This is a genomic window from Pseudomonas sp. AP3_22 TE3818 (assembly GCF_053628995.1).
Map to the genome: position 1 here is coordinate 1,681,292 of NZ_JBRJHL010000001.1, position 19,034 is coordinate 1,700,325.

General features: G+C 62.0%; 17 protein-coding genes and 1 pseudogene. 16 read left to right on the top strand and 2 right to left on the bottom strand.

The features are described 5' to 3' along the window. Positions 1 to 11: 11 nt before the first annotated feature. From AB7M25_RS07860 to AB7M25_RS07875, 4 genes are all read left to right on the top strand, one after another. On the top strand, positions 12 to 671 hold the full coding sequence (locus AB7M25_RS07860) for a transglutaminase-like domain-containing protein (protein ID WP_429388576.1): 660 nt from the start codon (positions 12 to 14) through the stop codon (positions 669 to 671). A 43-nt stretch (positions 672 to 714) separates the two neighbouring features. After that, positions 715 to 1,338, top strand: a complete 624-nt coding sequence (locus AB7M25_RS07865) for a glutathione S-transferase family protein (RefSeq protein ID WP_429388578.1) — start codon at positions 715 to 717, stop codon at positions 1,336 to 1,338. A 132-nt stretch (positions 1,339 to 1,470) separates the two neighbouring features. Continuing rightward, the gene (locus AB7M25_RS07870) at positions 1,471 to 2,403 is read left to right on the top strand and encodes an ABC transporter ATP-binding protein (RefSeq protein ID WP_007972354.1); all 933 of its coding nucleotides are present in this window, start codon (positions 1,471 to 1,473) and stop codon (positions 2,401 to 2,403) included. Next, positions 2,400 to 3,179 (top strand): ABC transporter permease, encoded by a 780-nt coding sequence (locus AB7M25_RS07875; RefSeq protein WP_007972352.1) that lies wholly within the window; start codon positions 2,400 to 2,402, stop codon positions 3,177 to 3,179. Before AB7M25_RS07870 ends, AB7M25_RS07875 begins: the two co-directional genes overlap by 4 nt. Before the next feature lie 168 nt (positions 3,180 to 3,347). Here AB7M25_RS07875 and AB7M25_RS07880 read toward each other — a convergent pair whose 3' ends face one another. Then, on the bottom strand, positions 3,348 to 3,863 hold the full coding sequence (locus AB7M25_RS07880) for a DUF2062 domain-containing protein (RefSeq protein WP_429388581.1): 516 nt from the start codon (positions 3,861 to 3,863) through the stop codon (positions 3,348 to 3,350). Between the two features lie 135 nt (positions 3,864 to 3,998). Between AB7M25_RS07880 and AB7M25_RS07885 the strand changes: the two are divergent. The 12 genes and pseudogenes from AB7M25_RS07885 (at position 3,999) to AB7M25_RS07940 (ending at position 15,620) form a co-directional block, all read left to right on the top strand. After that, positions 3,999 to 6,234 (top strand): annotated as a pseudogene (locus AB7M25_RS07885) (DNA internalization-related competence protein ComEC/Rec2). 98 nt (positions 6,235 to 6,332) lie between these two features. Further along, positions 6,333 to 6,968: a MotA/TolQ/ExbB proton channel family protein gene (locus AB7M25_RS07890; RefSeq protein ID WP_032829396.1), complete on the top strand. Its 636-nt coding sequence runs from the start codon at positions 6,333 to 6,335 to the stop codon at positions 6,966 to 6,968. Further along, positions 6,965 to 7,393: an ExbD/TolR family protein gene (locus AB7M25_RS07895; RefSeq protein WP_111281671.1), complete on the top strand. Its 429-nt coding sequence runs from the start codon at positions 6,965 to 6,967 to the stop codon at positions 7,391 to 7,393. The genes AB7M25_RS07890 and AB7M25_RS07895 overlap by 4 nt, the downstream gene beginning before the upstream one ends. After that, positions 7,393 to 8,403 (top strand): tetraacyldisaccharide 4'-kinase, encoded by a 1,011-nt coding sequence (gene lpxK / locus AB7M25_RS07900; RefSeq protein ID WP_429516623.1) that lies wholly within the window; start codon positions 7,393 to 7,395, stop codon positions 8,401 to 8,403. Before AB7M25_RS07895 ends, lpxK begins: the two co-directional genes overlap by 1 nt. Positions 8,404 to 8,427: 24 nt before the next feature. Then, on the top strand, positions 8,428 to 8,613 hold the full coding sequence (locus AB7M25_RS07905; RefSeq protein WP_003179363.1) for a Trm112 family protein: 186 nt from the start codon (positions 8,428 to 8,430) through the stop codon (positions 8,611 to 8,613). After that, a complete protein-coding gene (gene kdsB / locus AB7M25_RS07910; RefSeq protein ID WP_429516624.1) occupies positions 8,610 to 9,374 on the top strand; it encodes a 3-deoxy-manno-octulosonate cytidylyltransferase in 765 nt (254 codons plus the stop codon). The genes AB7M25_RS07905 and kdsB overlap by 4 nt, the downstream gene beginning before the upstream one ends. Continuing rightward, entirely contained in the window at positions 9,374 to 9,838 is a 465-nt protein-coding gene (locus AB7M25_RS07915; RefSeq protein ID WP_102673880.1) for a low molecular weight protein-tyrosine-phosphatase, read from the top strand. Before kdsB ends, AB7M25_RS07915 begins: the two co-directional genes overlap by 1 nt. After that, positions 9,835 to 10,854, top strand: coding sequence for a UDP-N-acetylmuramate dehydrogenase (gene murB, locus AB7M25_RS07920; protein ID WP_429516626.1), 1,020 nt, complete (start codon positions 9,835 to 9,837; stop codon positions 10,852 to 10,854). The genes AB7M25_RS07915 and murB overlap by 4 nt, the downstream gene beginning before the upstream one ends. 398 nt (positions 10,855 to 11,252) lie before the next feature. After that, positions 11,253 to 11,723 (top strand): (2Fe-2S)-binding protein, encoded by a 471-nt coding sequence (locus AB7M25_RS07925; RefSeq protein WP_429516628.1) that lies wholly within the window; start codon positions 11,253 to 11,255, stop codon positions 11,721 to 11,723. Beyond that, positions 11,720 to 14,050 (top strand): xanthine dehydrogenase family protein molybdopterin-binding subunit, encoded by a 2,331-nt coding sequence (locus tag AB7M25_RS07930; RefSeq protein ID WP_429388592.1) that lies wholly within the window; start codon positions 11,720 to 11,722, stop codon positions 14,048 to 14,050. Before AB7M25_RS07925 ends, AB7M25_RS07930 begins: the two co-directional genes overlap by 4 nt. Further along, positions 14,050 to 15,033, top strand: a complete 984-nt coding sequence (locus tag AB7M25_RS07935) for an XdhC family protein (protein WP_429388594.1) — start codon at positions 14,050 to 14,052, stop codon at positions 15,031 to 15,033. Before AB7M25_RS07930 ends, AB7M25_RS07935 begins: the two co-directional genes overlap by 1 nt. Next, positions 15,030 to 15,620 carry a nucleotidyltransferase family protein gene (locus AB7M25_RS07940; RefSeq protein WP_429388597.1) on the top strand — a complete coding sequence of 197 codons (591 nt, stop codon included), beginning with the start codon at positions 15,030 to 15,032 and terminating at the stop codon, positions 15,618 to 15,620. The genes AB7M25_RS07935 and AB7M25_RS07940 overlap by 4 nt, the downstream gene beginning before the upstream one ends. 185 nt (positions 15,621 to 15,805) lie before the next feature. On the opposite strand, the gene rne is transcribed toward AB7M25_RS07940, so the two are convergent. Then, on the bottom strand, positions 15,806 to 19,018 hold the full coding sequence (gene rne / locus AB7M25_RS07945; protein ID WP_429388599.1) for a ribonuclease E: 3,213 nt from the start codon (positions 19,016 to 19,018) through the stop codon (positions 15,806 to 15,808). Between the last annotated feature and the right edge of the window lie 16 nt (positions 19,019 to 19,034).

Here is a 19,034-nt window from a genome sequence, read left to right on the forward strand (position 1 = left end):
AGATTATTCTCATGCACGAGTACCTGAGTCCCGGCCGCTTCATCGATAGTGACCATCCGTCCGTGGTGGAGTTCGCCGAAAAACACCGGGGTGCCAGTCGCGATCCGCTTGAGCAGGCGATCAGTCTCTATTACGCCGTGCGCGAAGCGGTGCGCTACAACCCGTATACCTTCAGTCGCGATCCACAGACCCTGCGTGGCAGTCATGCATTGGCGACCGGGGAGAGTTACTGCGTGCCCAAGGCCACCTTGCTGGCAGCTGCCGCACGGCATTGCGCGATTCCCGCGCGGATCGGCCTGGCGGATGTGCGCAATCATTTGTCGACGCCTCGGCTGCTTGAATTGCTCAAGAGCGACATGTTCGCCATGCACGGCTATACCGAGTTTTATTTGCGGGGGCGCTGGATCAAGGCGACGCCGGCGTTCAACCGCAAACTTTGCGAGCTGTTCAATGTGGCGCCGCTGGAATTCGACGGGATCAACGACAGCGTTTTTCATCCCTTCAACCGCGATGGCGCGAAGCTGATGGAGTACCTCGTCGATCACGGCCAGTTCGCCGACGTCCCTGAAGCGTTCTTTTTCGAACACCTGGAAAAATGCTATCCGCACCTGTTCGGTGAGCAACTGCAACCGCTGTTGGGTGACATGCAGAGCGATTTGAGTCGCACCTGATCCGGCGTATGCTGCCTGCCCACTTACCGAAAAAGAGGCGGTCATGCTGAAGATCTGGGGTCGGAAAAACTCATCGAATGTGAGAAAGCCATTGTGGGCCGCCGAAGAACTGGGCCTGGTCTATGAGGCTATCGATGCCGGTGGCGCCTTTGGGGTCGTCGATACACCCGAGTACCGCGCGATGAACCCCAACGGTCGGGTGCCGGTGATCGAGGACGATGGTTTCGTGTTGTGGGAGTCCAACGCCATCGTGCGTTACCTGATGGCCCGCCACGCCGCCGACACGGCCTGGTACCCCGCGGATCTGCAAGCCCGTGCCAGCGCCGACAAATGGATGGACTGGACCACCTCAAGCTTTTCCGGCCCGTTCCGTACCGTGTTCTGGGGTGTGCTGCGTACCCCGGCAGACCAGCAGGACTGGCCCGCCATCAAGGCGGCGATCAAGGAATGCGACGCGCTGCTGGCGATGGCCGACCAGGCGTTGGCGAACACGCCTTACCTGTCCGGAGACGAGATCGGCATGGGTGATATTCCCCTGGGCAGTTTCATTTATGCCTGGTTCGAGATGCCGATCGAGCGTGCACCACAACCGCATCTGCAGGCCTGGTACGCGCGGCTGAAACAGCGTCCGGCGTATCAAAAGGCGGTCATGACCGCGTTGACTTAATACTCACTATCGACACGCTTGACTGTACTTGTGTGGCGGCGACAAGCACCATTGTGCCAAGTTGTTGCGGTTGTATTGTTCGCCGCCGCCCATACTTATCCCTTTCTTCCCTTCTTGGTGCGTAAATCAGATATGAGTTCCGCTCTGTCCATCCGGCAGCTAACCAAAACCTACGGCAACGGTTTCCAGGCCCTGAGTGGTATCGATCTGGAAGTCGCCGAAGGTGACTTTTTCGCCTTGCTCGGCCCCAACGGCGCCGGCAAATCCACGACCATCGGCATTCTCTCGACCCTGGTGAACAAGACCAGCGGCACGGTGAATATCTTCGGCCACGACCTGGACCGCAATCCTGCGCAGCTCAAGCGCTCCATCGGCGTGGTGCCTCAGGAATTCAACTTCAACCAGTTCGAAAAGACCTTCGACATCGTCGTGACCCAGGCGGGCTACTACGGCATCCCCGCGAAAATCGCCAAGGAACGCGCCGAACAGTACCTGACCCAGCTGGGCCTGTGGGACAAGAAGGACGTGCCGTCGCGTTCACTGTCCGGCGGCATGAAGCGTCGCCTGATGATCGCCCGCGCGCTGGTGCATGAACCGCGCCTGCTGATCCTCGACGAACCGACTGCCGGGGTGGACATCGAGCTGCGTCGCTCGATGTGGAGCTTCCTCACCGAGCTGAACCAGAAAGGCATCACCATCATCCTCACCACCCATTACCTGGAAGAGGCTGAGCAGTTGTGTCGCAACATCGGCATCATCGACCACGGCACCATCGTCGAGAACACCAGCATGCGTCAGTTGCTCAGCCAACTGCATGTCGAGACCTTTCTGCTGGACCTCAAGGGCGATCTGCCCGCCGCGCCTCAGTTGCTCGGCTACCCGTCCCGACTGATCGACAGCCACACCCTGGAAGTCCAGGTGGAAAAGTCCATGGGCATCACCGCGCTGTTCACCCAGCTGGCGCAGCAGAACATCGAAGTGTTGAGCCTGCGTAACAAAACCAATCGCCTCGAGGAGTTGTTCGTGTCCCTGGTGGAGAAAAATCTGTCGAAGGTGGCGGTATGAGTTCCGAGTTGCGCCCCAACCTCATTGCCCTCAACACCATCGTTTACCGTGAAGTCCGGCGTTTCACCCGGATCTGGCCGCAGACCCTGCTGCCGCCGGCCATCACCATGGTCCTGTACTTCGTGATCTTCGGTAACCTGATCGGTCGGCAAATCGGCGACATGGGTGGCTTCACCTACATGGAGTACATCGTGCCGGGGCTGATCATGATGTCGGTGATCACCAACTCCTACGGCAATGTGGTGTCGAGTTTCTTCGGCAGCAAGTTCCAGCGTTCCATCGAAGAGCTGATGGTCTCGCCGCTGTCGCCGCACACCATCCTGATCGGCTACACCCTGGGCGGCGTGCTGCGCGGGTTGATGGTGGGGATCATCGTGACCCTGCTGTCGCTGTTCTTCACCCATTTGCAGGTGCATCACCTGGGCGTGACCATTCTGGTGGTGGTGCTGACGGCGACCATCTTCTCGCTGCTGGGCTTCATCAACGCCGTGTTTGCGCGCAACTTCGATGATATTTCGATCATTCCGACTTTCGTGCTGACGCCACTGACTTACCTGGGCGGGGTCTTCTATTCGATCACCTTGCTGCCGCCGTTCTGGCAGACCGTATCACTGGCCAACCCGGTGCTGCATATGGTCAACGCATTCCGTTACGGCATCCTCGGCGTATCGGATATCCGCATCAGTGTGGCCATCGCCTTCATGCTGGTCGCGACCGTAGTGCTGTACATCGGTTGTGCCCGGTTGCTGGTCAGCGGGCGCGGGATGCGTACCTGAGAAATACCGAGTTGTCTGTTTCGCGAGCAAGCCCGCTCCCACACTGGATCTATGTAGCACTGAAGATCCCTGTGGGAGCGGGCTTGCTCCGGGCGGCGTTCCGACGATGGCGTCAGCCCAGACACCGCATAAAAAACGGCCTCCCAACGTGGAGGCCGTTTTGCATTTTCACATCCGGCTCTTCTTGCGCCGCTTCCATTGCCTGGCCACCCACCAGCGCCAATACGCCATCACCATGAAGTAGGACAGCGCGCCGAGTGCCAGCCCCGTCACCACCGAACCCAACAGAAACGGTTGCCACAAGGTCGAGATTTCGCCCCTGATCCATTCCCAGGTCAGTGAGTCCGGCAACTGCCGGGCGGGGACGTCCATCAGCCAGGCGCCGGTCTGGTAGGTGCAAAAGAACACGGCAGGCATGGTGATCGGGTTGGTCAGCCAGACCAGGCTCACGGCGATCGGCATGTTGCCGCGCACGATAATGGCGAGGATGGCCGCCAGGAGCATCTGCAACGGGATTGGCAGGAACGCCGCGAACAAACCCACGGCCATGGCGCGGGCCACGGAGTGGCGGTTGAGGTGCCACAGGTTCGGGTCATGCAGCAGCGTGCCGAGAAAGCGTAAGGACTTGTGTTCCCTGATGCTCATCGGGTCTGGCATGTAACGTTTGAATAAGCGCCGGGGCATAAGGCTTCTCGGTCGGTCAGGGTGGCAAGTATGTCTGGATTCTATGAACTGCCCATTCAGACTTTGTGACAATTGATAACGGCGTCCGCACGACGGACGGGCTAAGCCTTGGAGGGGATTCTCAAGGACGGGCTTATGCGCACAGGGATGATGGCGTTGGCGCTGAGTCTGCTGACTTTGCGTTTTTTACCGGCGTTGCCGCCGGTCTGGTTGTGGCTGGCGATGCCGGTGGCGGGTTTGATGTTGTTGCCATTCAGGACGTATCCGGTGGCGTTTTACCTGCTCGGTTTGAGTTGGGCCTGCGCGAATGCGCAGTGGGCGCTGGATGACCGGTTGCCGCCGGGCGCTGGACGGAGAAACTCGCTGGGTCGAAGGGCGGGTCACCGGCTTGCCCCGGCATGACGAGGGTGTCGTGCGTTTCGAATTGACCGACATCCAGTCCCGGCGTACCCGGCTGCCGCGGCAAATGCGCCTGTCCTGGTACGGCGGGCCGCCGGTGAACAGTGGTGAGCGCTGGCGTCTGGCAGTCAAGTTGAAGCGCCCGGTCGGGCTCCTCAATCCGCAGGCGTTCGATTACCAGGCCTGGTTGCTGGCACAACACGTCGGTGCGACCGGGACGGTCAAGCAGGGCGAACGCCTTGCGCCAGCCCAATGGGCCTGGCGCGATGGCATCCGCCAGCGATTGCAAGCGGTGGATGCCCAAGGGCGAGGCGGCGCGTTGACGGCGTTGGTGCTCGGAGATGGTGCCGGGCTGAGTCGCGAAGACTGGCAGGTATTGCAGGACACCGGCACGGTGCATCTGTTGGTGATTTCCGGGCAGCACATCGGCTTGCTGGCGGGCGTCGTGTATCTGTTGATTGCCGGCCTGGCCCGCTTTGGGTTATGGCCGAACCGTCTGCCATGGTTGCCTTGGGCGTGTGGCCTGGCATTCGCCGCGGCGCTCGGTTACGGGATGCTGGCCGGATTCGGGGTGCCGGTGCGACGAGCCTGCCTGATGCTGGGTCTGGTGTTGTTGTGGCGTCTGCGGTTTCGTCATCTCGGTGCATGGTGGCCGCTATTGCTGGCACTCTGCGGCATTTTGTTGCTGGAGCCGCTGGCGAGTCTCCAGCCTGGTTTCTGGCTGTCTTTCGCGGCCGTGGCTGTCTTGATATTGACCTTCGGCGGCCGGTTGGGCCCTTGGCGATGGTGGCAAACCTGGACCCGTGCCCAGTGGCTGATTGCAATCGGACTGTGCCCATTACTGTTCATATTGGGATTGCCGATCAGCCTTAGCGGTCCGGCAGCCAATTTGCTGGCGGTGCCGTGGATCAGTCTGGTGGTGTTGCCACCGGCCTTGCTCGGGACATTGCTGTTGCCGGTGCCCTACGTGGGCGAGGGCCTGTTGTGGCTGGCGGGCGGTTTGATCGGTGGGTTGTTCAGGGTTATTGCGGTGTTGGCCGAGGTGCTACCCGCGTGGGTGCCGAAGGCGATTCCTTTGGGGGTATGGAGCCTTGGCGCGCTGGGCGCTTTTCTACTGCTGTTGCCGCGTGGCGTTCCGTTGCGCCCGTTGGGTTGGCCTCTGCTGCTGTTGCTGGTATTCCCACCCCGGTCAACGCTGCCGGAAGGCATCGCTGAAGTCTGGCAGTTGGACGTGGGGCAGGGGTTGGCTGTTCTGGTGCGCACCCGGCATCACACTTTGCTGTATGACGCCGGACCGCGATTCGGTGAGCTCGACCAGGGGGAGCGGGTGGTGTTGCCGGCGTTGCGCAAACTCGGGGTGAAGGGCCTCGACCTGATGCTGATCAGTCATGCCCATGCCGATCATGCCGGGGGTGCCCGGGCGATTGCCCAGAGCTTGCCGGTGCAACAGGTGGTCAGTGGTGAACCGTCAGACTTGCCTGTGGAGTTGCAGGCCGGGCGTTGTGAGAGCGGCCGGCAATGGACCTGGGATGAAGTCGATTTCCGGCTTTGGCACTGGCCATCGGCCGGCGACAGCAACCAGAACTCCTGTGTCTTGCTGATCGAGGCCAATGGCGAGCGGTTGCTGTTGAGTGGCGACATCGATGCCGCCGCCGAAAGAGCCTTGCTGGACAGTCCGTTGGCCCTGCCCACCGATTGGCTGCAGGCGCCACACCACGGCAGTCGCAGTTCGTCGTCAAACGCCCTGCTGGATGTCCTGCAACCTAAAGGGGCGCTGATCTCCCGCGGCCAGGGGAATTCGTTTGGCCATCCGCATCCCACGGTCATCGCGCGTTATCAAAAACGCGGGATGGCGATCTACGACAGCGTCGAACAGGGTGCCATTCGTCTGCAACTGGGGCGCTTCGAGCCGCCGTGGTCGATGCGCCAGGAACGGCGTTTCTGGCGCGATCCGCCGGCCCCGAACCCATAACCGAGCGTTATCAAAGCCCGACCGGTTGCGACATCACGGTCTTCGGTGCGTCCACCCCCTATGTTAGAGTGGCGCACTTTTTCGAGGGGACTGTCACTGTGTGGGAATTGGTCAAATCCGGCGGCTGGATGATGCTGCCGATCATTCTGAGCTCCATCGTGGCCATGGCCATCGTCGCCGAACGTCTCTGGACACTGCGCGCCAGCCGCGTGACCCCGGAGCACTTGCTCGGGCAGGTCTGGGTCTGGATCAAGGACAAGCAGCTCAATAAGGAAAAACTCAAGGAACTGCGCGCCAACTCCCCGTTGGGCGAGATCCTGGCGGCCGGCCTGGCCAACTCAAAACATGGTCGCGAGATCATGAAGGAGTGCATCGAAGAGGCCGCAGCCCGGGTGATCCACGAGCTGGAACGCTACATCAACGCACTGGGCACCATCGCCGCCATGGCACCGTTGCTGGGTCTGCTGGGTACTGTGTTGGGCATGATCGATATCTTCAGTTCGTTCATGGGCACGGGCATGATGACCAACGCCGCCGTGCTGGCCGGCGGTATTTCCAAAGCCTTGATTACCACGGCTTCGGGCCTGATCGTCGGTATTCCGGCGGTGTTCTTCCACCGGTTTCTGCAACGGCGCATCGATGAACTCGTCGTGGGCATGGAACAGGAGGCCATCAAGCTGGTTGAAGTGGTGCAGGGCGACCGCGACGTTGATCTGGCCGAGGGTAAAGCGTGAAATTCCGCCGCAAGCAACGGGAGAACGTGGACATCAACCTCGTGTCGCTGATCGACGTGGTGTTTGTGCTGCTGCTGTTTTTCGTCGTGACCACCACCTTTACCCGTGAGACCCAGCTGCGTGTCGATCTGCCGGAAGCCGTCAGCGGCACGCCGGCGGACGATCAGAGCAAGCCGCTGGACATCGCCATCAGCGCCGACGGCGTGTTCTCGGTGAACAACCAGATCCTGCCGAAAAGCGACCTGGCCTCGCTGATGGACGCGCTGCAAAAAGAAGCCAACGGCGACACCAACCGACCGTTGTCCATCAGTGCTGACGGCAAGACTCAGCATCAGTCCGTGGTGACGGCCATGGATGCCGCTGGCAAACTCGGCTTCAGTCACTTGCGCATGACCACCATCGAGGCGGCGCCTCCCGCGCCCTGATGGCCATGTCCGATCGATTGCTCGCCGCGTGGTACGCAGGTCATCCGGCCCTGAAGCTGTTACAGCCACTGGAATGGTTGTACCGGCGCGTGGTCATGAACAAGCGCAAGCGCTTTCTGGCGGGGGAGGGCGAGATCTACCAGCCGCCGGTGCCGCTGATCGTGGTCGGCAACATCACCGTGGGAGGCACCGGCAAGACGCCGCTGATTCTATGGATGATCGAGCACTGCCAGCGCAGCGGCCTGCGGGTCGGCGTGGTCAGCCGCGGCTATGGCGCCAAACCGCCACAATTACCCTGGCGGGTCGAGGCCGAGCAGGGCGCCGACGTCGCCGGTGACGAGCCGCTGCTGATTGTCCAGCGCACGGGCGTGCCGCTGATGATCGACCCCAATCGCAGTAACGCCGTCAAAGCCTTGCTGGCCAGTGAGCCGCTGGACCTGATCCTGTCCGACGACGGCATGCAGCACTACCGCATGGCCCGCGACCTCGAGCTGGTGCTGATCGACGCCGCCCGTGGCCTGGGCAACCGCCGTTGCCTGCCTGCCGGGCCGTTGCGCGAACCGGTCGAGCGCCTGCAAAGCGTCGACGCGGTGCTCTACAACGGTGCCGCATTCGACCGCGATGATGGCTTCGCCTTTCAATTGCAACCCTCCGCGCTGGTCAATCTGCGCAGCGGCGAACGCCGTCCCCTCGATCATTTCCCCGCCGGCCAGGCCCTGCACGCGGTGGCCGGTATCGGCAATCCGCAACGTTTCTTCAAGACCCTCGAAACGCTACACTGGCAGCCTGTTCCACATGCGTTTGCCGACCACGCCGAATACAGCGTGCAGGCGTTGAATTTCACGCCGTCATTGCCGTTGGTGATGACGGAAAAAGACGCGGTGAAATGCCGTGCCTTTGCCGCCGCCGACTGGTGGTACCTGGCGGTCGATGCCGTGCCGTCGCCGGCCTTCGTGGCCTGGTTCGACACACAGTTGATGCGCCTGCTGCCGGATCGTTTGTTGCCTTAACTCCGTTTTTTCCAGGGAATGCTCATGGACACCAAATTGCTCGACATCCTCGCTTGCCCGGTCTGCAAAGGCCCGCTCAAGCTCAGCGCCGACAAGACCGAGCTGATCAGCAAGGGCGCCGGCCTGGCCTACCCGATTCGCGACGGCATCCCGGTGATGCTCGAGTCGGAAGCGCGCACCCTGACCACCGATGAGCGTCTGGATAAATGACCACAGCCTTTACCGTTGTCATTCCATCGCGTTATGCCTCCACCCGCCTGCCAGGCAAGCCGCTGCTGCTGATCGCCGGCAAGCCGATGATCCAGCACGTCTGGGAACAGGCGCGCAAAAGCAGTGCCGGGCGGGTGGTGGTGGCCACTGACGACGCGCGCATCGTCGAGGCCTGCAATGGCTTCGGTGCAGAAGTGGTGCTGACCCGTGAAGATCACAATTCCGGCACCGATCGCCTGGCCGAAGTCGCGATGAAGCTGGGCCTGGCGCCTGATGCCATCGTCGTCAACGTCCAGGGCGACGAGCCGCTGATCCCGCCGAGCGTGATCGATCAGGTCGCCGCCAATCTGGCGGCCCACGCTGAAGCGCGCATGGCCACCCTGGCCGAGCCGATCGAAGACGCGGACACCCTGTTCAATCCCAACGTGGTCAAGGTCGTCAGCGACCTCAATGGTCTGGCGCTGACATTCAGTCGCTCCACCTTGCCTTGGGCGCGGGATGCATTTGCCGTGAACCCTGGGCAGTTGCCGGAAGGCGTGCCGTATCGCCGCCATATCGGCATCTATGCCTACCGCGCCGGTTTCCTGCAGGATTTCGTCAACTGGGGTCCATGCTGGCTGGAAAACACCGAGTGCCTGGAGCAGCTGCGAGCCCTGTGGCACGGCGTGCGCATTCACGTGGCCGATGCACTGATCGCGCCGCCAGCCGGCGTCGATACCGTTGAAGACCTTGAGCGCGTTCGTCGCCTGCTGGAGGCGTGATGCGCGTTTTGTTCGTGTGCCTGGGCAACATCTGCCGTTCTCCCACGGCCGAAGGCGTGCTGCGGCACAAGCTGCGCGAAGCGGGGTTGGCCGATCAAGTTGAGGTCGCTTCCGCCGGCACCGGTGACTGGCATGTCGGCAAGGCGCCGGACAAGCGCAGCCAGGCCGCGGCGAAGTTGCGCGGTTACGACTTGTCGGCCCAACGCGCCCGGCAAGTCAGCCGCGCCGATTTCGCCACCTACGACCTGATCCTCGCGATGGACAACAGCAACCTGCGCAACCTCAAGGCCTTGCAGCCCGCCAAGGGCAAGGCCGAGCTGGATCTGTTCCTGCGCCGTTACCAGTCGCCGATCGATGAAGTGCCGGACCCTTACTACGACGGCGAGCAAGGCTTCGAGCAGGTGTTGGACCTGATCGAGCGCGCCAGTGATTTGCTGGTGATTGAATTGAAGGGACGGTTATGAGTTTGCAGATTCAATCGCAGGTATCGCTCAAGCCGTTCAACAGCTTTGGCGTGGATGTCCAGGCCCGGCTGTTTGCCGAGGCCCATAGCGACGCCGATGTGCGCGAAGCCCTGGCCTATGGGCTGGAGCACAAAGTCCCGGTACTGGTGATCGGCGGTGGCAGCAACCTGCTGCTGACGGCGGATATCGATTCGCTGGTGCTGCGCATGGCCACTCGCGGGATTCGCGTGCTGAGCGATGACGACGGCAAAGTGGTGATCGAGGCCGAGGCGGGCGAACCCTGGCACCCCTTTGTGCAACACACCCTGGCGCTTGGGTTGTCCGGCCTGGAAAACCTCAGCCTGATTCCCGGCACCGTGGGTGCGGCACCGATGCAGAACATCGGCGCCTACGGGGTCGAGATCAAGGACGTATTCGCCGGCCTGACCGCCCTCGACCGCCAGACCGGCGAACTGCGCGACTTCAGCCTGGCGCAGTGCAACTTCGCTTACCGCGACAGCCTGTTCAAGCAGGAACCAGGGCGCTGGTTGATCCTGCGTGTGCGTTTCGCCCTCGACCGTGCCGCGCATTTGCATCTGGAGTACGGCCCGGTGCGTCAGCGCTTGACCGAACAAGGTATCGACCATCCGACCGCCAGCGATGTCAGCCAGGCCATTTGCAGCATCCGCAACGAAAAACTCCCGGACCCGGCTGTGCTCGGCAATGCGGGCAGTTTTTTCAAGAACCCTTTGGTGTCAGCGGCGCTGGCTGCACGGCTCAAGGGCGAATACCCGGACCTGGTAGCCTATGCGCAACCCGACGGGCAGATGAAACTGGCCGCTGGCTGGTTGATCGAGCGGGCAGGCTGGAAAGGTTTTCGCGATGCCGACGCAGGTGTTCACAAGCTGCAGGCACTGGTGCTGGTCAACTATGGCGGCGCAACGGGCCTGCAATTGCTGAACCTCGCGCAGCGCATCCAGAAAGACATTGCAGAACGATTCCATGTCGACCTGGAAATGGAACCGAACCGGTATTGAGCTAAGCTTTCAGGACAGATCAAAAAGCCCTGCACGATGTTTATTGTGCAGGGCTTTTTTTTGGGCTTTCAATTTCGACCTGGACGCTTCTGTAGGAGCTGGCTTGCCAGCGATGGTCGTCAACGATAACGCGCGTCACCGGATAAACGCGGCGCACGGGAGCCCATCGCCGGCAAGCCGGCTCCTACAGGTATAGCGTTATCGGTGTTTCCCGGAATGTTAATGCTCGGTTAACTTAGTCAGCTAACGATGCACAGTCTTGCTTCACCAAAGGCCCGGTGCAGACGTCTGCGTCCGCACAAGAGAGCCGATTAGCCTGAGTCGATCTGCGTGCGACCCACCGAGATCCAGCGGCAGATTGCTCGACCCCATCACTCAAGATCCATGCGGGCGTGCCCATGATTACCCTGAAACTCAATGGTCAAGACCATCAACTCGACGTCGCCGAGGACATGCCGCTGCTCTGGGCGATCCGCGACGTGGCCGGATACAACGGCACCAAATTCGGCTGCGGCATGGGCCTGTGCGGTGCTTGCACCATTCATATCGAAGGGGCTCCCGCACGCAGTTGCATCACGCCCATCGGTTCCGTCGTCGGTCAGAATGTCAGCACCATCGACAACCTGCACGCCGACCCGATCGGCAAAGTCGTCCAGCAAGCCTGGCTCGACACGGCGGTCGCCCAATGCGGTTTCTGCCAGGGTGGGCAAATCATGTCGGCGACAGCGCTGCTCAAGATCCACCCGAACCCCAGCGACGAGCAGATTGAAGAAGCGATGGTCGGCAACATCTGCCGCTGCGGCACCTACAACCGCATCAAGACCGCCATCCGCCAGGCCTCCACTCACCTGAAGGAGGCCAAGGCATGAGCCGGTTACCGAATGATTTCACCCTGAGCAATCTGAGCCAGCTCAGTCGCCGTGGCTTTCTCAAAGGCGTGGGCGCCACCAGTGCGCTGGTATTGGCGGCGAGCTGGGGCTGGCAAGATGCTTTTGCCGAAGAAAAAGACAAGAAGTTCGGCGCCGACGGCATGCCCCACGGCTGGGTCGACGATCCGAAAGTCTATGTGAGCATCGCCGCCGATGGCACGGTGACCGTGATCTGCAACCGCTCGGAAATGGGTCAGGGCGTGCGCACCAGCCTGACCATGGTGGTGGCAGATGAACTGGAAGCCGATTGGGCACGGGTCAAGGTACAGCAGGCCCCGGGCGATGAAGCACGCTTCGGCAACCAGGACACCGACGGTTCACGCAGCATGCGCCACTGGTACGAACCAATGCGTCGTTGCGGGGCTGCTGCACGCGCCATGCTGGAGCAGGCCGCTGCTGACCAGTGGAAGGTGTCGGTGGGCGAGTGCCATGCGCAACTGCATAAAGTCATCCATAAACCCTCGGGCCGCGAACTGGATTATGGTGCGCTCGCCGCCGCTGCCAGCGCTTTGGCCGTACCGGCGCGTGACAGCCTGAGGCTCAAGCAGCCTTCGGAATTCCGTTACATCGGCAAGGAAGGCACCAAGGCCATCGACGGTGAAGACATCGTCAACGGCCGTGCGGTGTACGGTGCCGACGTGCATTTCGACGGCATGCTGTACGCGACCATTGCCCGACCCACGGTGTATGGCGGCAAAGTCAAAAGTTTCGACGGCAGCGCGGCGATGAAAGTCCCTGGCGTGGTCAAGGTGCTGCAGATCGAAAGCCGTCCGTTGCCTTCGGAGTTCCAGCCCCTGGGTGGCATCGCCGTGGTGGCGAGCAATACCTGGGCGGCGATCAAGGGGCGCGAGGCGCTGAAAATCGAGTGGGATGACGGCCCCAACGCCAGCTACGACTCGATCGCCTATCGCAAGGAGCTCGAAGCGGCCTCGCTCAAGCCTGGCAAGGTGGTGCGCAATACCGGCAACATAGACGAAGCCATGAGCAGCGCCGACAGTACGCTGGAAGCCTCTTACTACTTGCCGCATTTGTCACAGTCGCCAATGGAGCCGATGGTCGCCATTGCGCGGTTCAAGGACGGTGCGTGCGAGGCCTGGGGGCCAAGCCAGGCACCGCAGGTCACCCGGGAACGGATGGGTGAAAGGCTGGGCCTGCCGTTCGACAAGGTCACGTTCAATGTGACCCTGCTGGGCGGTGGGTTCGGGCGCAAGTCCAAGCCTGACTTCATCATCGAAGCCGCGATTCTCGCCAAGGAGTTCCCCGGCAAAGCGGTGCGGGTGCAATGGACCCGCGAAGACGACATTCATTGTTCCTACTTCCACACCGTATCGGCCGAATACCTCAAGGCCAGCTTGAGCAAGGACGGTCTGCCGTCCGGCTGGTTGCACCGTACAGTGGCGCCGAGCATCACGGCGTTGTTTGCGCCGGGCATGAACCATGAGGCGGCGTTCGAACTGGGCATGGGCTTCACCAACATGGCCTATGCGATCCCCAACATTCGCCTGGAAAACCCCGAGGCCACGGTGCATACCCGCGTCGGCTGGTATCGCTCGGTGTCGAACATTCCCCATGGGTTCGCGATCCAGAGTTTTATCGATGAGCTGGCGCACAAGGCCGGGGAAGATCCGCTGAAGTACCAGATCAGATTGCTCGGCCCGGACCGTCAGATCGATCCGCGCACCTTGAGCGAAGAGTGGAACTACGGCGAATCCCCCGAGCGATATCCGATCGACACCGCGCGCCTGCGCACGGTACTGGAGACCGCCGCCAACGCCGCCGGGTGGGGGCGTGAGCTGCCCAAGGGGCGTGGCCTGGGCCTGGCGGTGCATTACAGCTTCGTGACCTATGTGGCGGCGGTGATCGAGGTAGAGGTCAAAGACGACGGTACGCTGGTGGTGCACAAGGCCGATATTGCCGTCGATTGCGGACCGCAGATCAATCCCGAGCGGATTCGCGCGCAGTTCGAGGGCGCCTGCGTCATGGGCCTGGGTAATGCGGTGCTGGGGGAAATCAGCTTCAAGGACGGCAAGGTCCAGCAGGATAACTTCCACATGTACGAAGTGGCCCGCATGTCCCTGGCGCCGAAGGAGGTGGCGGTGCATCTGGTGACGCCGCCGGGCGACGTGCCATTGGGCGGGGTTGGTGAGCCGGGCGTGCCACCGATTGCGCCGGCCCTGTGCAATGCGATCTTTGCAGCCACCGGCAAGCGCATCCGCAACCTGCCGGTTCGTTATCAGTTGTCGGGCTGGCAGCAGGCCGGAGCTTGATGGACAGCGCCGACCTGAACGTCCTGCGCAGTGTGCTGCAATGGCAGCGCGCCGGTCAGCGGGTGGTGTTGTACAGCGTGGTCGAAACCTGGGGCACTGCGCCCCGGGCACCCGGCGCCATGCTGGCCCTGCGTGAAGACGGCGTGGTGATTGGCTCGGTTTCCGGCGGGTGTGTCGAGGATGACTTGATCGCCCGGCTGCACGACGGCCGCCTCGCACTGGACGGGCCGCCGGTGCAACTGATCACGTACGGCGTGACCCGCGAGGAAGCCGCACGTTTCGGCTTGCCCTGCGGCGGCACCTTGCGCTTGACCGAGGAGCGCATCGACGATGGGGATTGGGTTGAGCAGCTGCTGACCCGATGCGAGGCCCATGAAATCGTTGCGCGTGAACTGAACCTGGCCACCGGCGAAGTGCTTTTGCAGCCGGCCACTAAAGCTGACGTCTTGACGTTCGACGGTCAGACCTTGCGGGCGATCTATGGGCCGCGCTGGCGCTTGCTGCTGATCGGCGCGGGGCAGCTGTCGCGCTATGTCGCGGAAATGGCCCGTCTGCTGGATTTCGAGGTGCTGATTTGCGATCCGCGCAGCGAGTTCGTCTATGGCTGGGAAGAGCAGCACGGACGATTCGTCTCGGGCATGCCGGATGAGGCGGTATTGAATATCCAGACCGATGAACGCACGGCCATCGTGGCCTTGACCCACGATCCGCGCCTGGACGACATGGCGCTGCTCACGGCCCTGGATTCCAAAGCCTTTTACGTTGGAGCGCTGGGGTCGCGGGTCAACAGCCAGAAGCGCCGGGAAAACCTGGCTCAACTGGGCTTGTCGCAACCGGCGATTGACCGTTTGCATGGTCCGATCGGCTTGCACATCGGCAGTCATAATCCAGCGGAAATTGCCTTGTCGCTCATGGCGGAGATCGTGGCGGTCAAAAATGGCGTCGAACTGAAACAGAAGAAAGTCTTGCGGGAGAAGGTATGAGCGAGTCCATTGGCGTCGTCGTACTGGCGGCGGGGCAGGGCAGCCGGTTTCGTCAGGTGGCGGGTGCTGAAAAGGATAAGTTGGTGGCTGATTGCACCGGGCGTGACGGCGTGGTGCGCTCTGTCATCGAGCACACATTGGTCAACCTGCCGGCGACGCTGGGCAAACGCGTATTGGTGACCACTGCTGACCGCCCGCAAGTGATTCGCATGGCTCAGGCCTATGGCTGCGAGATTGTGCTGATCGAATCGACCGGCATGGGCGACAGCATTGCCGCCGGGGTCGCTGCCTGCAAACAACTCGATGGCTGGCTGATGGTGCTGGGGGATATGCCCTTCATCCTGCCGTCCAGTATCGAGCAGGTGGTGGCGGGTATTGGCGATGACAGCATCAGTGTGCCGGTACAGGGTGGTAAGTATGGGCATCCGGTCGGATTTGGACGGGACTTCGCAGCGGGGTTGATGCTGCTATCGGGCGATCGCGGCGCGAAACCACTGTTTGCCCAAGGGCGGGTGGTTGAAGTGGCTGTGGATGATCCCGGTGTGTTGTGGGATGTGGATGTGCCTGAGGCGTTGGTCTTCAAGTAGTTCTGGAGGTGATTCCCTGTGGGAGCGGGCTTGCTCGCGAAGACGGCCTGGCAGTCAACTGAGATGTTGGATGATCCACCGCCTTCGCGAGCAAGCCCGCTCCCACAAGGGACTGCGGTGAAGTCCGGATATAAAAAAAGCCCCGCCTGGGTTCACCAGGCGGGGCTTTTCAGTGGCCGATGGAATCAGGCGAGAGGTTTGGTCTCGTGCTCTTTTTCCAGGGCTTGCTCGTGTTGCTCTACCGCTTCCTGAACGGAGCGCGGCGCTTCGTGGATCACCGACTCAGTCGGCTCGGCAACCACTTCGGCGGCCGGGGCAGGCGCTTCTTCAACCGCTTCAACCGGAGCCGCAGCGGCAGCCAGTTCAGCTTCCTTCTGCAGACGCTCGGCTTCACGCTTGCGACGACGCACTTCACGCGGGTCGTTAGGCGCACGGCCACTTGGCGTCAGTGCGCTGACAGGAGCGGCTTCGACGACCGGCGCAGGCGCTTGGGCAACGACCGGAGCTTCAACAACAGGAGCTTCAACGACAGGAGCTTCAACCTCCGGCGCTGGAGCCGGCTCCGCGGCGGCAACCACCGGCTCGGAAACCATGGCCTCAGCCACTTCGGCTTCAGCGGCTGGTGCAGCAGTTTCAGCGACGGCTGGCTCGGCCACCCAGTTGAACGCCGTTTGCTCTTCACGCACTTCGCGAACGGTTTCAGTCACGGTCTCGACGACAGCTTCTGCAGCTACGGCAGGTGCTTCAACCACTGGGGCCGGCTCGAAAGCCGCTTCAACAGCAGGCTGAGCTTCTGGCGCTGGTGCCACTTCGATTTCCGGCGAGGCGGTGACTTCGACCGGTGTGGTCGCTTCAACGACTGGCGCTTCAACCGGAGCTGCTTCCAGGGTCGCGGCAGTGGCGCGTTCGGCTTGCACATTGGCTTCAGCTTCGGCTGGAGCGCTGATCACGCTGCTGGCAACGGCTGCGGTGACAGCCAGGCCGGCGGCCAGATCGGCAGTGCTTGGCGCTTCAGCGTTTTCGCCGGACTCGGACTCTTCCGAACCTTCGATCACGTTGCCGTTGGCGTCACGCTGCCGCTCGCGACGGTTGCTGCGACGACGCTGGCCACGGGAACGGCGGCGTGGACGATCGCCTTCGGCGTTTTCCTGACCTTCTTCCTGCAGTTGCTCTTCGTTGGTGGTCAGTTCTTCTTCGGCAGCGGCGGCAGCTTGTTCGGCACGAGGCTGACGCTCTTCACGCGGTGGGCGTGGAGCACGCTCTTCACGTGGCGGGCGAGCCGGACGCTCTTCTGCGGTAGCAGCGGCGGCCGGAGCAGCTGGAGCGGCATCCAGAGGCTCGCGCAGTTCACGCACGCGTTCTTCACGCTCGCCACGTGGCTTGCGATCTTCACGCGGAGCGCGCGGTGCGCGTTCTTCACGAGGCGCGCGTGGTGCGCGTTCTTCGCGAGCTACTGCCGGCGTTTCTTCACGGGTCTCGCGAGGCTCGCGCACTTCGCGTGGCTGCCGCTCTTCACGCGGAGCACGCTCTTCACGCGGTGCACGTTCTTCGCGAGGCTTGCGCTCTTCATCGCGGCGACCGTTACGGTTGCGGCTCTGCTGGCGACCGTTGCGACGCTCTTCATTGCGGGCCGGACGCTCGGCGGCTGGCTTTTCAACCACAACCGGCGCGACAGGCTCTTCCTTGGTGGCGAACAGGCTCACCAGCGACTTCACCAGGCCTTTGAACAGGCTTGGCTCAGGCACGACGGCCGGAGCCGGGGCCGGAGCGGCAACTTCGGTCGGAACCGGAGCGTTGGCGCGGGCCGGAGCAGTCTTGACCGCGGCTTCCTGGCGAACCAGGGTGCGGGTCGCAGCGGCTGGCTGGACTTCTTCGACTTCGGCAGCGGCAGCGGCGATTTCGTAGCTGGACTGGTTGGTCGCCGCTTCCGGGCTGTCATCACGCAGGCGTTGCACTTCGAAGTGCGGCGTCTCGAGGTGATCGTTCGGCAGGATGACGATGCGGGCGCGGGTGCGCAGTTCGATCTTGGTGATCGAGTTGCGTTTTTCGTTGAGCAGGAACGCAGCCACCGGGATCGGCACTTGTGCACGAACTTCGGCGGTACGGTCTTTCAGGGCTTCTTCTTCGATCAGGCGCAGGATCGCCAGGGACAGCGATTCAACGTCACGGATGATGCCGGTGCCGTTGCAACGCGGGCAGACGATGCCGCTGCTTTCGCCCAAGGACGGACGCAGGCGCTGACGGGACATTTCCAGCAGGCCGAAGCGCGAGATGCGACCGACTTGCACGCGAGCGCGGTCGGCTTCCAGGCATTCGCGGACTTTTTCTTCCACGGCGCGCTGGTTCTTGGCAGGGGTCATGTCGATGAAGTCGATGACAATCAGGCCGCCGATGTCGCGCAGGCGCAACTGACGGGCGATTTCTTCGGCCGCTTCAAGGTTGGTCTGCAGCGCGGTTTCTTCGATGTCGCTGCCTTTGGTGGCGCGCGCCGAGTTGATGTCGATGGACACCAGGGCTTCGGTCGGATCGATCACGATGGAGCCGCCGGAAGGCAGTTCGACGACGCGCTGGAAAGCGGTTTCGATCTGGCTTTCGATCTGGAAACGGTTGAACAGCGGAACGCTGTCTTCGTAGAGCTTGATCTTGCTGGCGTACTGCGGCATCACCTGGCGGATGAAGGTCAGGGCTTCGTCCTGGGCTTCAACGCTGTCGATCAGCACTTCGCCGATGTCCTGGCGCAGGTAGTCGCGGATCGCGCGGATGATCACGTTGCTTTCCTGGTAGATCAGGAACGGCGCGGCGCGGTCCAGCGAGGCTTCCTTGATGGCGGTCCACAGTTGCAGCAGGTAGTCGAGGTCCCACTGCATTTCTTCGCTGCTGCGGCCCAGGCCGGCAGTGCGCACGATCAGACCCATGTCGGCCGGGGCAACCAGGCCGTTGAGGGCTTCACGCAGTTCGTTGCGCTCTTCGCCTTCGATGCGACGGGAGATACCGCCGGCACGCGGGTTGTTCGGCATCAGCACCAGGTAACGACCGGCCAGGCTGATGAAGGTGGTCAGGGCGGCGCCCTTGTTGCCACGTTCTTCTTTTTCGACCTGAACGATGACTTCCTGGCCTTCGCTCAGGACGTCCTTGATGTTGACGCGACCTTCCGGGGCTTTCTTGAAGTATTCGCGGGAGATTTCTTTGAGGGGCAGGAAGCCGTGGCGCTCAGAGCCGAAATCGACAAAGGCAGCCTCGAGGCTTGGTTCGATGCGAGTAATCCGGCCTTTATAGATGTTGGCCTTCTTCTGCTCGCGTGCACCGGATTCGATGTCCAGGTCGTAGAGGCGCTGGCCATCTACCAGTGCAACACGCAACTCTTCGGGTTGAGTTGCGTTAATCAGCATTCTTTTCATGTAGTACCGTCGGTTT

Bases quoted from the DNA above. Each gene is read 5' to 3' on its own strand.
- lpxK (WP_429516623.1), top strand. From the start codon at position 7,393: ATGGCCATGTCCGATCGATTGCTCGCCGCGTGGTACGCAGGTCATCCG.
- AB7M25_RS07935 (WP_429388594.1), top strand. From the start codon at position 14,050: ATGGACAGCGCCGACCTGAACGTCCTGCGCAGTGTGCTGCAATGGCAG.
- AB7M25_RS07875 (WP_007972352.1), top strand. From the start codon at position 2,400: ATGAGTTCCGAGTTGCGCCCCAACCTCATTGCCCTCAACACCATCGTT.
- AB7M25_RS07915 (WP_102673880.1), top strand. From the start codon at position 9,374: ATGCGCGTTTTGTTCGTGTGCCTGGGCAACATCTGCCGTTCTCCCACG.
- murB (WP_429516626.1), top strand. From the start codon at position 9,835: ATGAGTTTGCAGATTCAATCGCAGGTATCGCTCAAGCCGTTCAACAGC.
- AB7M25_RS07880 (WP_429388581.1), bottom strand. From the start codon at position 3,863: ATGCCCCGGCGCTTATTCAAACGTTACATGCCAGACCCGATGAGCATC.
- AB7M25_RS07870 (WP_007972354.1), top strand. From the start codon at position 1,471: ATGAGTTCCGCTCTGTCCATCCGGCAGCTAACCAAAACCTACGGCAAC.
- AB7M25_RS07905 (WP_003179363.1), top strand. From the start codon at position 8,428: ATGGACACCAAATTGCTCGACATCCTCGCTTGCCCGGTCTGCAAAGGC.
- kdsB (WP_429516624.1), top strand. From the start codon at position 8,610: ATGACCACAGCCTTTACCGTTGTCATTCCATCGCGTTATGCCTCCACC.
- AB7M25_RS07865 (WP_429388578.1), top strand. From the start codon at position 715: ATGCTGAAGATCTGGGGTCGGAAAAACTCATCGAATGTGAGAAAGCCA.
- AB7M25_RS07930 (WP_429388592.1), top strand. From the start codon at position 11,720: ATGAGCCGGTTACCGAATGATTTCACCCTGAGCAATCTGAGCCAGCTC.
- AB7M25_RS07940 (WP_429388597.1), top strand. From the start codon at position 15,030: ATGAGCGAGTCCATTGGCGTCGTCGTACTGGCGGCGGGGCAGGGCAGC.
- rne (WP_429388599.1), bottom strand. From the start codon at position 19,018: ATGAAAAGAATGCTGATTAACGCAACTCAACCCGAAGAGTTGCGTGTT.
- AB7M25_RS07860 (WP_429388576.1), top strand. From the start codon at position 12: ATGCACGAGTACCTGAGTCCCGGCCGCTTCATCGATAGTGACCATCCG.
- AB7M25_RS07925 (WP_429516628.1), top strand. From the start codon at position 11,253: ATGATTACCCTGAAACTCAATGGTCAAGACCATCAACTCGACGTCGCC.